At 39.8% G+C, this 13,510-nt stretch carries 13 protein-coding genes; 4 read left to right on the forward strand and 9 right to left on the reverse strand.

What is annotated here, in order from left to right:
- Positions 1–20: 20 nt before the first annotated feature.
- The 6 genes from HUJ22_RS05020 to HUJ22_RS05045 all read right to left on the reverse strand — a co-directional run bounded on the left by HUJ22_RS05020 (position 21) and on the right by HUJ22_RS05045 (position 5,069).
- Entirely contained in the window at positions 21–1,400 is a 1,380-nt protein-coding gene (locus tag HUJ22_RS05020) for a TolC family protein (RefSeq protein ID WP_290874810.1), read from the reverse strand.
- A 126-nt stretch (positions 1,401–1,526) separates the two neighbouring features.
- Entirely contained in the window at positions 1,527–1,910 is a 384-nt protein-coding gene (locus HUJ22_RS05025) for a hypothetical protein (RefSeq protein WP_290874813.1), read from the reverse strand.
- Position 1,911: 1 nt separating this feature from the next.
- Positions 1,912–2,322 carry a phage holin family protein gene (locus tag HUJ22_RS05030; protein ID WP_290874816.1) on the reverse strand — a complete coding sequence of 137 codons (411 nt, stop codon included), beginning with the start codon at positions 2,320–2,322 and terminating at the stop codon, positions 1,912–1,914.
- An 8-nt stretch (positions 2,323–2,330) separates the two neighbouring features.
- Positions 2,331–2,543, reverse strand: a complete 213-nt coding sequence (locus HUJ22_RS05035; RefSeq protein ID WP_290874818.1) for a hypothetical protein — start codon at positions 2,541–2,543, stop codon at positions 2,331–2,333.
- Positions 2,544–2,610: 67 nt separating this feature from the next.
- Entirely contained in the window at positions 2,611–3,834 is a 1,224-nt protein-coding gene (locus HUJ22_RS05040) for an ABC transporter permease (protein WP_290874820.1), read from the reverse strand.
- A gap of 5 nt (positions 3,835–3,839) precedes the next feature.
- Entirely contained in the window at positions 3,840–5,069 is a 1,230-nt protein-coding gene (locus HUJ22_RS05045) for an ABC transporter permease (protein WP_290874823.1), read from the reverse strand.
- A gap of 138 nt (positions 5,070–5,207) precedes the next feature.
- Here HUJ22_RS05045 and bshB1 point away from each other — a divergent pair, with 138 nt between their 5' ends.
- Complete coding sequence (gene bshB1 / locus HUJ22_RS05050; protein WP_290874826.1) at positions 5,208–5,951, forward strand: bacillithiol biosynthesis deacetylase BshB1; 744 nt, start codon at positions 5,208–5,210, stop codon at positions 5,949–5,951.
- Positions 5,952–6,002: 51 nt separating this feature from the next.
- On the opposite strand, the gene HUJ22_RS05055 is transcribed toward bshB1, so the two are convergent.
- Complete coding sequence (locus HUJ22_RS05055; protein WP_290874828.1) at positions 6,003–7,034, reverse strand: VWA domain-containing protein; 1,032 nt, start codon at positions 7,032–7,034, stop codon at positions 6,003–6,005.
- A gap of 348 nt (positions 7,035–7,382) precedes the next feature.
- On the opposite strand from HUJ22_RS05055, the gene HUJ22_RS05060 reads away from it, so the two are divergent.
- Entirely contained in the window at positions 7,383–8,564 is a 1,182-nt protein-coding gene (locus HUJ22_RS05060) for a cystathionine gamma-synthase family protein (RefSeq protein WP_290874830.1), read from the forward strand.
- Positions 8,565–8,579: 15 nt separating this feature from the next.
- Here HUJ22_RS05060 and HUJ22_RS05065 read toward each other — a convergent pair whose 3' ends face one another.
- Positions 8,580–10,544: a GNAT family N-acetyltransferase gene (locus HUJ22_RS05065; protein WP_290874832.1), complete on the reverse strand. Its 1,965-nt coding sequence runs from the start codon at positions 10,542–10,544 to the stop codon at positions 8,580–8,582.
- A gap of 266 nt (positions 10,545–10,810) precedes the next feature.
- Positions 10,811–11,620 carry an inositol monophosphatase family protein gene (locus HUJ22_RS05070; protein WP_290874835.1) on the reverse strand — a complete coding sequence of 270 codons (810 nt, stop codon included), beginning with the start codon at positions 11,618–11,620 and terminating at the stop codon, positions 10,811–10,813.
- A gap of 140 nt (positions 11,621–11,760) precedes the next feature.
- Between HUJ22_RS05070 and rpiB the strand changes: the two genes are divergently transcribed.
- Entirely contained in the window at positions 11,761–12,201 is a 441-nt protein-coding gene (gene rpiB, locus HUJ22_RS05075) for a ribose 5-phosphate isomerase B (protein WP_290874838.1), read from the forward strand.
- A gap of 10 nt (positions 12,202–12,211) precedes the next feature.
- Positions 12,212–13,510 (forward strand): serine hydroxymethyltransferase, encoded by a 1,299-nt coding sequence (glyA, locus tag HUJ22_RS05080; protein ID WP_290874841.1) that lies wholly within the window; start codon positions 12,212–12,214, stop codon positions 13,508–13,510.

Genomic DNA, 13,510 nt, shown 5'->3' on the forward strand with positions numbered 1-13,510 from the left:
CCTTGTTAAAAAGGTTGTTATTAAAACTCAACATTTTCACCGCTCAGTTTACCCAGGTAGTAATCCAGAAGTTTTTCTTGAAATACAAGGTTATACATCGCCTGGGTATAATTTGATTGTGCTTCTACATAGCTCGCCTGGGCTTGGCTTAACTCAATCAATGTGCTTGAACCAACATTATAGCGTTCTTGCTGAGTTTCAAACGCCCGCTCACTGGCACGACGGGATTTTTCTGAAGCTTCCAGTTGCTTTACATATGAAGTGTAATCATTATAAGCTTGAGTCACTTCCTGAATAACCTGCAGTCTTGAATTATCAAGATTTAACTCTGCATTTTTCAACTGTACCTGAGATGACTGGATATTATACATCCGGTTCCAATTTTGAAAAATTGGAATGCTTACTGAAAAGCCTATAGACCGGTTAATTCGCTGGTCAAAAAACTGATCACTGAAAGTTACATTTTCTCCTAACACCGAGTATTGATCACTGTATGAAGTTGACAAACCTGCACTTGCTGAAACAGAAGGAAGTAAATTATTTTTAGTCATTCTAAGCTGATATTCAAGAGTACGAATATTCGCGATAGAGCTCTTCAAGTCAGAACGATTAAGCAAAGCCTGATCAATTAACTCGCTTAAAGAATAGCTTTCCACAGCTTCTGCACTAATATTCGATTCAATTTCAGGAACGGTGAATTCATACTCCCCGAGAGGGTCAATTTGAAGCTGACGAATGAGCAATATCTTGCTAAACTTTAACGCGTTTTCCTGCTGCGTCAGTAATAATTCTTCATTAGCCACCTGAGCTTCCTGATTATATAAATCTACAGTTGGTCTTGAACCAACTTCTACCTGTGCTTCAACTTGTTCAAGTTGTTTTCTTGAGTTTTCTAAATTTTCTTTGCGTATCTCAAGCAACTCCATATCAAGTAACACGCCCAAATAATTGGATGCGGTATTAAAGATTACTTGTTCTTTTGCTCGTTGTAGACTTTCTTCTTCCGATAGCTTTGACTGCTCACTTGCCCGAAGTGAATGTATATTTTCAAACCCGTTAAATAGAGGAATACTGGCACTCACATTACCCGAAATTGATTGAGATGTTATATCAACAAAAGGATCTAATCCTTCACTGAAACGATCTGAAATAAACTGCTGCCCTGTTCGTCTTGATCCACTGAAATTTGCATTTACAGAAGGAAGAAAATCGGCATACTCACTGCGAATATTGTAGTCAGCCAATTCAAGATTATTCTTGGCCTGCTTTAGCTGGTAGTTATTTTCAAGTGCTATTTCTATCGCTTCTTGCAGAGTAATGGTTCGCTTTTCCTGTGCAAGTAAATTACTTGTAACTGATAGAAGAGCAAAAAACAGGATTGATGATATAAATCTTTTCATGATTAAAATTCGTTTTTTGTATTGACAGGTTTCGTACACGATAGTGGACGCAAATAGTTGCATAAAAGTTGCTCTGTTTTAGATCTTTATCTCTTTTTACAGGCAAATAACAGATAATTGCAAAGCTCAGTCTTCGGAACCCTTATTTTTTTCTTTCATCGAGGTGACTTTATCGTCCAGGTAATCCATTAAAAGGCTGAGCCCTTTTTTAGCAAGCATCCGTTTTAGTTCTTTTGTGATTCCTGAATCGGGAACACTATCTGAACTATACCTCTTTGATGATGTTCTTCTATAATTCTTTCGCTCTCTCCCTAATAAAAACCCGGCTACAATCGAAGCTCCCACTATAGACAGTGGATATTTTTTAATTAAGTTCTTGGGATCCATATTGGAAGAAACCTCTTCTTTAACCTCATCTATGGATTTATCGATACCCCCTTGAATACGAATCAGTTCGTCTTCCAATTCTTGCTTTTTCTTTTCCAAGTTCGATAATTTTACATCAGCCATTTCAATCTAGTGATTTATTAGAAGTTTCTTTGGATGGAAGCTCTTTTATATTATCCTCATCCTTAGTGAATGAGTTAAGCAATTCCGCTAAAATTTGATCTTGTATTTTTCGTGCAATTGATGCTGGTTTAAAAATCACGAATATCAACCCAATAATTATAAAAGGAGAAGAAACGATAGCGTATCCCGCCCATCTTTCATCTAAAACTTCCCCTAAATAAATAGCCAAGGCTGTCATTCCAAATACCAATCCAATTGCAAGAATAGTATAACCAATTAGGTTTTGTACAGATTTACCAAGTAAATATGTAACCTCATCACTGATATTTAAAAGCGTAAGTTCAAGCTTGGTTTCTATATATTCTTTAAGCTCGTGGGTAATATGTTTAATACGATTCCCTAAATCATCCATAAGAATCCTCAGTCTTCTGATGTGAAAATTTTAGCTGCTATAAATCCAACAGCCAACCCAATTGCCACCGATTTTATCGGATGTTTCCGGATGGATGATTCTGTTTGTTCTCTTAATTCTTCTAATCGAATATGCAGTTCTTCATCTTCAAGGATTTCACGGCCTTTTTCAATAGCTCTGTCCAGTCGTTCATTTAGGTTTTGGATAATTTCTTCGTTCATATAGCCCTGTGTTTTTTATTTAATATAACAAATTGCAACGGATGCTTAAATCATCCATTGCAAAAAGTTATTCGTAGCGTAAACTATCTATAGGATCAAGCTTGGACGCTTTATAAGCAGGATATACACCAAATACTAATCCTACAATTAACATTCCTAAAAAGCCTCCGATTACTGACCACAAAGGAATCACAGCTTCTGTCTCAATCCATAATGCCATCAGATTTCCAACTCCGATACCTAATATCATACCTATGACGCCTCCTATTTGACAAATAAAAACTGCCTCCATTAAAAACTGACTTACGATTGCTTTTCGGGTTGCTCCAACTGCCTTTCTAATGCCTATCTCACGGGTACGTTCCGAAACCGAAACTAACATGATATTCATGACACCAATTCCTGCCCCAAGCAAGGTAATAAATCCAATTGCAAAACCACCCAGGTAAAGAGCTGTAGTAAAGGTATCAAAGGTTCCTGAAAGGGTTTCGTTGGTTGATATCTCAAAATCATTATTCTCGCCGGGATTTACTTTACGGATCACCCGCAATATCCCCGTGATCTCCTCCACGGTTTCACTTATAAAGTCGATCTCAGGTGCCTGAACCTGAATATTGATATTTCGATTCCCGCCATACACATTAAGCGCTGTGGTGTAAGGTATCAATACGAAATTATCAAAAGACTGCCCAAAGATCTGACCCTTTGGTTCTAAAATACCTATCACAGTATATGGTTTCCCCCCAAATCGTATTTGCTTCCCGATCGGATACTGATTTTTGAACAGTACATTCTGAACATCCTTGCCCAAAATAGCAACATTACGCCCATATTGAACATCATCCCCGGTGAAATTACGTCCGTCTTCCAATTCATAGGAATTATTATTGAGGTAATTTTCATTGCTTCCGCTAATTCGAACATTTGGCTCCGTTTCTTGATCTTCAAATGAGATCTTGGCTATTCCGAACGTCTCATCCGGGCTCATTCCCCGGCCTATTCGCATCTGTTCCTTCAGTTCTTCTGCTGTTTTGAAATCTATATTCTTTCTATTTCGGACATCATCACTTAAAGACCCCATTTGCACGGATGGAGTTCTGGAAACACTAATCACATCTGCTCCCATAATACTCATGGTGTTTTGAAAAAAATTATCCAGAACAGCTACTGCCGTTGTAGATACAATGACTGAAAACACCCCAATGACCAATGCCAAAAGCGTCAGAAAAGAACGCAGCTTATTAGCTTTCAAAGAATCGTAGGCTTGTATGGTAGTTTCTTTAATTCTCATAATTATTATTCAAACCTTAATGATTCAATCGGATCTGATTTTGCAGCCCGGTAGGCTGGGATAAAGCCAAAAACCACCCCGACTATGGTACATATAGTAAAGCCGAGCAACACAACGCTCACATTCATAACCGCCACAAAAGCCTGGTTGATCAATATGGTCAGCCCGCCAGCCAGCACAACTCCTATTACCCCACCCAACAGACAAATTGCAATGGCTTCGAGCAAAAATTGAGTCATGATCTCCCACGATTTTGCACCAACTGCTTTTCTGATCCCAATCTCCTTTGTACGCTCCCTAACCGATACAAACATAATATTCATTACCCCAATACCACCTATCAGTAAAGACAGTCCGCTGAGAATAAAACCCACCGCATATATACCGGCCTTCATTCCTTCAAGTTGCTGCTTGAAAGCTTCCGGCTTGTTCATGGCAAAGTCATTGTCTTCTGTAGCATCAAGTTGACGGATTCTCCTCATAATACCTTCAAGTTCATATTCACCTTCTCTGAGAGTAGCTTGATCAGGAAATTGTACTCCTATTTGAAGACCATATCGCAAACCATAGATCTGTCCGTATGCGGAGATAGGAATAATGATTCGGTTATCGGCATCTTCAAGCCCCATGAATTTTCCTTGCTTCACCAAGACACCTATCACCGTGAATTTTTGTCCTCCAATTCTGATCTTCTTTCCCAGTGGATTTTCCAGTTCAAATAACGATTCCCTTATTGTATTACCGATCACCACTACTTTAGCACCTGACCTCACTTCTTCCTGAACAAACATTCGCCCGTCAGCTATGTTCAATCCCTGTATCTCCAGATAATTGGCAGTGGTTCCTGAAAGCCCTACATCTTCGGCACTTTTCTCCTGATAGCGAATGGTTGTACCTCTATTAGCTGCACCGGTAACATTAGACGCATACCTGCTGTAATCCCTGATCTGGTCCACATATTCCAAATCCATCTCTTTACGGTTGCGATACTCCCACCACTTGTATTCACCGCCCATTCCCCAAGGCCACTTCTCTACATAAACCACATTCCGTCCCATCATCGACATGCTTTTTTCAAAGGTGATGTCCATTCCGGTAGTAACAGAATCAACGATTGTCACCATGGTAATCCCTATGATGATACAAAGCGCTGTAAGTATGGATCGGATTTTATTTGTTTTGAGAGCGCTGAGGGCAATTTTAAAGCCTTCTGTAAAGCTATTTAATATTCTCATGATATTTTTTGAGTGATCAGTTTATGCCCGTACGATAACAGCAGGATTTCGTTGCACCGGAAGTGAAATAAATTAAACTTCTTTTCACCTTTATTGATGCCACAATTATTTCTTACTTTCGAGAAAAAAATAAAATCTATGAAATTAGACGTCCTCGTTTTTGCTTCCCATCCGGATGATGCTGAACTAAATTGTGGCGGAACTATAGCTGCCCTTACTTCTCAAGGAAAAAAAGTAGGCATTATTGACTTAACCAAAGGTGAGATGGGAACCCGGGGAACAGAAAAAACCCGTGCCAAAGAAGTAGAAAAAGCTTCTGAAATATTAGGGATCTCTTATCGTAAGAATCTGAATTTAGGTGATTCACTCATTCCAAACACCCGACAAAATCAATTGAAAATTATAGAGCAAGTCAGGGCCACCCAGCCCCATATTTGTTTGTTAGGCGCTCCCTTCGACCGGCATCCGGATCATGCCAAAGGCACCAGCTTGGTTTTAGACGCTCTGTATTATTCAGGATTGAAGAAACTGGACACAAAAAGTGAAGATGGCAAAGCTCAGGAAGCATTTAGGCCCGCTCACATACTACATTATATGCAAGATCGTCCCATTGATACGGATTTTGTGTTTGATATTTCTGATCATTGGGAAACAAAAAAGAAATCCATGCTAGCCTACACCACTCAATTCAATGTGAGTGATCCCGGGAATGAACCAGAAACTTATATTTCTTCAGCTAACTATTTCAAACAATTAGAAGCACGTGCCCGGTATTTCGGCCACTTATCAGGATTTGAATTCGGAGAACCCTTCAAGTATTACCTGTCTCCCGCGCCGCTTAGAAATATGAATGTGTTTTTTGAAAGTAATCCGAAACGTTAATTCATTTTACCAGGAACCTATATCAAATTGCTGAATTAACGAATACGGTTTTCAGTCTATCGAACAACCACCGGTAAATCCCTCCGCGGAAAAATCGGTTTTAAAACTCCCCATTCTGTCTTCGTAAAGTGCCCGTAACTCAAGTTCATGTTCTCCTGAACGTTTTGGGGAACAATATTCCAAGACATAGTATGAATTGGATTCACTTTCCAGCCTTTCTGCTATTGCAAGGAAAGTTTCATTTAGCTGAAGAGAATCTTCCGCGAGTTCAAATCCATTCTTCCCAAAACTCTGCAACACTTCTTCATCAATTTCTCCACCCAAACCAATGGTAAATACAGCTTGATCATTGCCCGTATACTTGACAGCATCAAGAGCTTCTGCAGTGCTGACACGTCCGGCCTGATCTGTGCCATCCGTAAATATAACCATAGAACCCGCAGTGGAGATATCTTCATTAAGTCTGATTTCTTCCAGCCGGGAGCTCATAATATTCAAACCTTGAATCACCGCCCCATTTAAGTTCGTTGAGACATCAGTGCTTATATTTTCATCTATAGACAAAATCCCTTTCTTCAGGGTATCTGCATTTTTGGTAAAGAAAACCAGGGGATGTATTTCCTGTTCACCATCAAACCAATACACAGCCATCTCCCGGGTTCCATAGAGGTTTTCCTGAGCAGCCGGCATAGTTCGGTCAATGAAGGTAGTTGCAGCCTCTTTTAGCTTAGGCAAATCTGCATTGTTTAATATGCTTCCACTTAAATCTAAAAGCAGTATAGATGAGTATAAAAAATCCCCGCGTTCCCGCTGTATTTTTGCCTGGGACTCAAGGGTAGAAATACGGGAACCATCCTCATAGATTTCAAAATCTGAAGGTTCCAGGACAGCCGATTGGAGGTCTTCAGGAAGGTCTACTTTAAAAAATAACCGTATTTTGGAAGGTAATTCAGTTTTTGATTCAAAAAGCTCAACTTCTATTTCCTGCCCAACTTCAATGTTATTGGTGCAACCTGATAGTATCAGTATTGAAGCAACTATAGTGAAAATCGCTAAAACTGCAACACTTTGTATCGTTTTCATATTTTGTAGATGAAATGGTGATTGGCGCTATTCTCTCACCAAGTTTTAACTCTCAATTCAATATTTGTTCCAATTTCTCGCTTTTTATTTTCCCGTAACTTAAACGGCCCTACTGATCGTAAAAATTGCCCCCCATGAATAATGGAGTTTGTTATCATCCCGTTATTTTCAATACTCTTATTTTAGGTGTTTTGGCTATCGTTTGCTTAATGACAGGTGCTCAAAAGTCTAAAAATAACCAGCTGCCTCAATTTTGATATTGATTTTTGTTTGTTCATTTTGGCAAATCCTCATAATACAGGAGGCTTTCAAGGATTAGCCAAGCTAAATGAAATTAATATTACTTCTATGGATTTTTCAAAACACAAAAAGGGAACCACTTCCATTTGGGCAGGGGAAACCAAAAAGGTTCACCAAGGCAGTTCTACTGTCCCTATCTTCAATACAGTTACATTTGCCTATGGCGATCTGGATGATTGGTACGAAGTAGCCCAGGGGAAGCAAAAAGGTCATATTTACAGCAGAAACACGAATCCTACCGTTCAGGTTTTAGAAGAGAAAATTTGTGTACTTGAAGGAGCTGAAGATGCTATCGCTTTCTCCACCGGAATGGCGGCCATCAGCAACACCCTTTTTTCCTTACTTAAACCGGGCGACCGGGTTGTTTCCATTAAAGACTCTTATGGAGGCACCAGTAAGTTATTCTTAGAGCATCTCCCGAAATTCAATATCCAAGTTGAATTGTGTGAAACGGAAGATCATGAGCAACTGGAGCGAGAAATTGAAAAAGGCTGTAAGCTTGTATATCTGGAAAGCCCTACCAATCCTACCTTGAAAATTCTTGATTTACAAAGAATAGCAAAAGCAGCCAAAAAAACAGGTGCTGTTGTTGTCTCAGATAATACGTTTGCCTCTCCCATCAATCAAAACCCAATTTCTCTCGGGGTTGATTTGGTTATTCACAGTGCTACAAAATTTTTAGGTGGTCACTCCGATACCATGTGCGGACTTGTTTGCGGGAAGAAAGAACTAGTGAGAAAAATTTACGGATACAGGGAAATAAATGGCGCAAGTCTTCATCCTGATGCTGCTTACATGGTGATTCGCGGCATGAAAACCTTGGAGTTGAGGGTTCAAAGACAAAACGAAAGTGCCTTGAAAATAGCCCGATACTTAAACGAACATCCGAAAGTAGAAAAAGTTTTTTACCCGGGATTGGAAAGCCATAACGGGCATGATATTGCTAAAAAACAGATGTCCGGTTTTGGAGGTATTCTGAGTTTTGAACTTAATGGCGGCTATGAATCAGTCAAAAGTTTGCTACATAATATGAAATTCGTTCATCTGGCGGCCAGTCTTGGGTCTGTAAGTACGTTAGCCGGCCCCCCAAGGACTACCAGCCATGTAGAACTGACAGAAGCCCAGCGAAAACATTTAGGTATATCAGAAAGCCTGATTCGTTATTCTACGGGCATAGAAAACGTTGAAGACCTTATTGCCGACCTGGAAGAAGGCTTAAATAAAGTTTAACCGTTTATTCAGACGTTAATCCGGCTCAATACTGACAAACCGCTCAATATTCCTGGACATTTCAATCCGGGTAATAAACGACTGAATTATTTTCTTATAGAGCTCTTTCCCCATTATTTTATCCTCAACACCGGCATCAATATTAGGATTATCATTCACCTCAATTACATAAACTTTATCACCCAACATTTTTAAATCTACCCCATAAAGCCCATCTCCCATTAATGAAGCTGCTTTAGTAGCCGTTTTTAAAACTTTTGGAGGCACCTGATCAAAAGACAGAGTAGCAGAATCTCCGGACTGATCATTTTTAGGGCCTTTCCAATTGTAAATTTGCCAGTGTCCTTTGGCCATAAAATATTTACATACAAAAAGCGGCTGATTATCAAGAACTCCCACCCTCCAGTCATAATCAGATGGCAAAAATTCCTGTCCGATTATCAGGTCAGATATCTTAAATAGTCTCTCCAGTGATTCGTTCATCTCACCAATATCATTCACCTTCGTAACTCCAACTGAAAAAGCACTGTCAGGTTGTTTGAGAATTAAGGGAAATTTTAAATTCATTGAATTTTTGACACTTCCCATTCCCTTTACAAAGACCATGGTTTCGGGAGTAAGGATATTATTTACTTTTAGGCGTTCGTGAAGGTAAATTTTATTAGAACAACGCAGTATAGACCAAGGGTCATCAATTACCGCTAATCCTTCAGCATAAGCTTTCCTCGAAAAGTGATAGGTGTAGTTATTTACATTGGTCGTTTCCCGAATAAAAAGTGCGTCAAACTCGGAAAGCCGGTTATAATCGTCCTTGGTAATGTATTCGGTATAGATATCCACGTCATCCGCTGCTGCTTCAAATTTATTCAGCGCTTTTTTATTGGAAGGTGGGTTTTCTTCTTCCGGATTTACCAAAATAGCCAAGTGATAAATATAATTTTTTAGTTTAGTTTTTTTAAACCGCTTGGCTTCGAAATATCCCTTAGCAAAATCCTTTACCAAATCAAGATCGGAAGGTTCAATTTTATTCAAACTCAGGGGAGCAATTCGTTTTATATCCCAACGATCTGTCTTTACGAAATGCACCTGAAATATAGGAGCCTCAAACATCTGGTATAGCTTCTGCCCCAATAACTTAAAAGCAGGATCTGCAGCCTGACCAAAATAGATATTCAGCACTTTACTTCCATTCTCACACCGCTGCAAACTTTTTTGGATTACTTCATCAATATCCTCAGCAATAGAACGAATTACCCCGACATCTTTAAAATCGCGAATGGTTGTTACATTAGGAATCGCCCGGTGCTCCCTTGCTGAAGCCAGCAATGATACATAGTACCCCATACTTTGATAACGGTATGAATTGCACAAATTAAAAACCCGGAGTGCCCGCTCGGAAAATAAGCCTGTATTGGAAGTGTAATCCTTAGATGAAACCACCTCAACATTTTGTACAACCAAGTTCCAGTCTTTCGGATTATCAACTACAATAACATTGGAAATTCGGGTTTTATTTGCAGATTTAGGCAACTCCAGTATCATTCTTAAACCATCCCTTCCCTCTTCATAATAATCCTTCATCATTTCAGTAGATTCAAACCCAGCTTTTTTATACCAGGAAATCAACTCCCTGTTATCAATACTTACTTCAAGAGAAATGCGTTCGGCTTTCTTCTCATTGGCTATTTCCCGAGCTTTATTCAGCAATTCATTACCAATTCCTTTTCCCTGGAATTCGGGATCAACTACAATTGAAAATATCCGAACTGTATGTTTATAGATGTATAAAATGAGGCACCCAACTACAGTCAGCTTGCCATCAATATTAATTTCCGCAATCCAAACCTGCTGAAACGTACTTTTAAGACTTAAAGAAAGCGTACGTCGCGAGCTTTGTTGATATAAGGGAAAAGCTTTTTGCTCAAGATCGAGCAAAAATTCAAGATCACCTACTACTGATCTTCTTATGTTAATTACCATGAGGTCAGGCTATTCGTTCAAAGCCAAATTACATCAATTTTATGTGATCTTATATAGTTCAAAAAAGAATATTTTCCTTTTTTCAGCAAATAGCCCAAATGTATTTACACCTGGGTATAATACTTTACAGGGCTCCAATTCCTGGTATCCCGGTACCCTATGATTCAGTTCTGGAAGTTCCCTCACGCAACAAGTAGGTTGATTCAATATTCAAAGGCCGCGGAGATACTTCTTTTCAGACTTCCGGCCTAATTTAATAATCGGCTTTAATTAGTTAATTCTTTTTCCTCAAAACTCTCATTGATTTGCTCCATCAAAAAAGCATGAATTGACTTATTCCCTGCAATAATACGTTGTCCGAATAGCCAGTTATCTCCTCCTTTCCAGTCACTTATCACTCCGCCTGCTTCCTTTATAATGAGTGCCCCTGCAGCTACATCCCAAACGCTCAGGCCATATTCATAAAAGCCTTCAAAACGACCACATGCAACATTACATAAATCCCAGGCAGCAGTTCCCGGGCGACGAACCCCGTGCGTTTTTTCCATCATCCTTTTGAATAGCTTCAGATAATTATCCACTAAATCCAAATCTTTATAGGGAAATCCGGTTCCGATTAAAGACGACCCCGGGTTATCATTCTCAGAAATTTGAATTCGTTCATTATTCAGATATGCACCTTCATCTTCTACAGCAGTAAATAATTCCTGATGGGCCACTTCCAGAACCAATGCCACTTTTGGTTCTTTGTTTTCCCAGAGTGCGATAGAAATACAATAAGCCGGAAATGTGTGAGCAAAATTAGTTGTACCGTCAATGGGATCAATAATCCAAATTCGCTCGCTTGGAAGAGATGATTTTTGATTTGACTCCTCAGCCAAAATTTGATCTTCGGGGAATTCGCCCGTCAGTATTTCGATGATCTTCTGTTCAGATGCTATATCTGCATCCGTAACCAAATCGTTTTTTCCTTTGAGTTTTATATCAAATGAAGCTTTATCTGCATACTTTCGAATAATTTGAGATGCTTCTTTAGCCGCCTGTTTTGCAACTTTAAGCTCTTTGGAGTAATTCAATGTGTCTGCTTTAATTTAGATTTGTGAGTGATTATTCAGCTTGTTTAATGAAAACCTTTCATTTACTTGATTGTTGGCTTTAATATCAACTAAAAATTGAGGATATTTGTTCTCAATTTCTTACCTAAGATAAACATTTGATGATCATCCCAATAGCCAGCGACCACGCGGGGTTTCCTGCAAAAGAGGTAACTAAGAAAATATTAAAAGAGATGGGCCACGAACCCATCGACTACGGTACTCACTCAGAAGATTCCGTGGATTATGCTGATTTTGCCATACAGGTTGCTGAACGTGTAAACAACGGGGAGCATGACCAAGGTATTTTGATTTGTGGAAGCGGGCAAGGGGTTTGCATGACCGCCAATAAATACCCCAAAGTGAGAGCCGGCCTTGTATACTCCAAAAAATCAGCTGAGCTTACGCGATCCCACAACAATGCAAATATCTTGTGTTTACCCGGCCGGGATCTGGATGAATCTCAAATCAAAGAAATTTTGGAAGTATGGTTTTCGACCGAATTTGAGGGAGGGCGTCATGAACGTCGTATCAATAAAATTGAATCTTTAACACAACAATAAACTATAGCCGATGAAATCGCTTCAGGAACAAGACGGTCAGATTTTTGAACTGCTGGAAAAGGAAACAAATAGACAGAATTACAACCTGGAACTGATCGCATCCGAAAATTTTGCCTCTAAAGCAGTGATTTCTGCTATGGGAAGTACTCTCACCAATAAATACGCCGAGGGTTACCCCGGGAAGCGTTACTATGGAGGATGTGAATATGTTGATATCGTTGAAGACCATGCCCGCAACCGCGCCAAAAAATTATTTGGAGCTGACTGGGTAAACGTACAACCTCACTCGGGAGCTACAGCCAATGCTGCCGTTTATTTAGCTTGTATGGAACCCGGAGACACCTTGCTTGGCCTTGACCTTTCTCATGGCGGTCACCTTACTCACGGATCCCCGGTAAACTTTTCAGGAATTACGTTTAACGCCAAATTTTACGGAGTAAATAAAGAAACCGGCCGACTGGATATGAACACAATCCGGGACAGAGCCCTGGAAATTAAGCCAAAAATGATTTCCATTGGTGCTTCTGCATACCCAAGAGATTATGATTATGAAGCTTTTCGGGAAATCGCCGATGAAGTAGGTGCCTTACTATGGATGGATATGGCACATACTGCAGGACTTATAGCCGTTGATCTTTTGAATGATCCTCTGCCCCATGCCCATGTTGTAACCACTACCACACACAAAACATTACGCGGCCCGAGAGGAGGCATGATTTTAGTGGGCAAAGACGGAGAAAACACCATTGGTGTCACCGCACGAAAATCAGGGCGTACCAAAAACTGGAGTGAAGTATTTGATTCAGCCGTCTTCCCGGGAACTCAGGGTGGTCCGCTGATGCACGTGATTGCAGCCAAAGCCGTTTCTTTTGGAGAAGCACTGGAAGACGGTTTCAAGTCTTATCAGATTCAGGTTCAAAAAAATGCCAAAGCCATGGCCCACAAATTTATGGAAATGGGATACAACCTGGTAAGTGGAGGAACTGACAATCATCTGATTCTTATCGATCTGCGAAACAAAGGATTAAATGGTAAAATTGCAGAAGACGCCTTAGAAAAGGCTGCTATAACCGTAAATAAAAATATGGTTCCTTTTGATACAGAAAGCCCGTTTGTGACTTCAGGAATTCGAATTGGTTCCCCGGCAATGACAACCCGCGGACTTAAAGAAGCCGAGTTTGAGCACATTGCTGTTCTCATTGATAAGATACTCCAAAAGCCTGAAGACGAGGATAATCAAAAAAAAGTAGAGCAGGAAGTACGTGATTTATGTGATCAATTTCCGCTGTATGATTTTGTAACTGCATAA

This window comes from Gracilimonas sp. (assembly GCF_014762685.1).
Lineage (GTDB): Bacteria > Bacteroidota > Rhodothermia > Balneolales > Balneolaceae > Gracilimonas.

Excerpts from the sequence above, each read along its gene's own strand:
- HUJ22_RS05020 (WP_290874810.1), bottom strand. The coding sequence starts at position 1,400 with ATGAAAAGATTTATATCATCAATCCTGTTTTTTGCTCTTCTATCAGTT.
- HUJ22_RS05025 (WP_290874813.1), bottom strand. The coding sequence starts at position 1,910 with ATGGCTGATGTAAAATTATCGAACTTGGAAAAGAAAAAGCAAGAATTG.
- HUJ22_RS05030 (WP_290874816.1), bottom strand. The coding sequence starts at position 2,322 with ATGGATGATTTAGGGAATCGTATTAAACATATTACCCACGAGCTTAAA.
- HUJ22_RS05035 (WP_290874818.1), bottom strand. The coding sequence starts at position 2,543 with ATGAACGAAGAAATTATCCAAAACCTAAATGAACGACTGGACAGAGCT.
- HUJ22_RS05040 (WP_290874820.1), bottom strand. The coding sequence starts at position 3,834 with ATGAGAATTAAAGAAACTACCATACAAGCCTACGATTCTTTGAAAGCT.
- HUJ22_RS05045 (WP_290874823.1), bottom strand. The coding sequence starts at position 5,069 with ATGAGAATATTAAATAGCTTTACAGAAGGCTTTAAAATTGCCCTCAGC.
- bshB1 (WP_290874826.1), top strand. The coding sequence starts at position 5,208 with ATGAAATTAGACGTCCTCGTTTTTGCTTCCCATCCGGATGATGCTGAA.
- HUJ22_RS05055 (WP_290874828.1), bottom strand. The coding sequence starts at position 7,034 with ATGAAAACGATACAAAGTGTTGCAGTTTTAGCGATTTTCACTATAGTT.
- HUJ22_RS05060 (WP_290874830.1), top strand. The coding sequence starts at position 7,383 with ATGGATTTTTCAAAACACAAAAAGGGAACCACTTCCATTTGGGCAGGG.
- HUJ22_RS05065 (WP_290874832.1), bottom strand. The coding sequence starts at position 10,544 with ATGGTAATTAACATAAGAAGATCAGTAGTAGGTGATCTTGAATTTTTG.
- rpiB (WP_290874838.1), top strand. The coding sequence starts at position 11,761 with ATGATCATCCCAATAGCCAGCGACCACGCGGGGTTTCCTGCAAAAGAG.
- glyA (WP_290874841.1), top strand. The coding sequence starts at position 12,212 with ATGAAATCGCTTCAGGAACAAGACGGTCAGATTTTTGAACTGCTGGAA.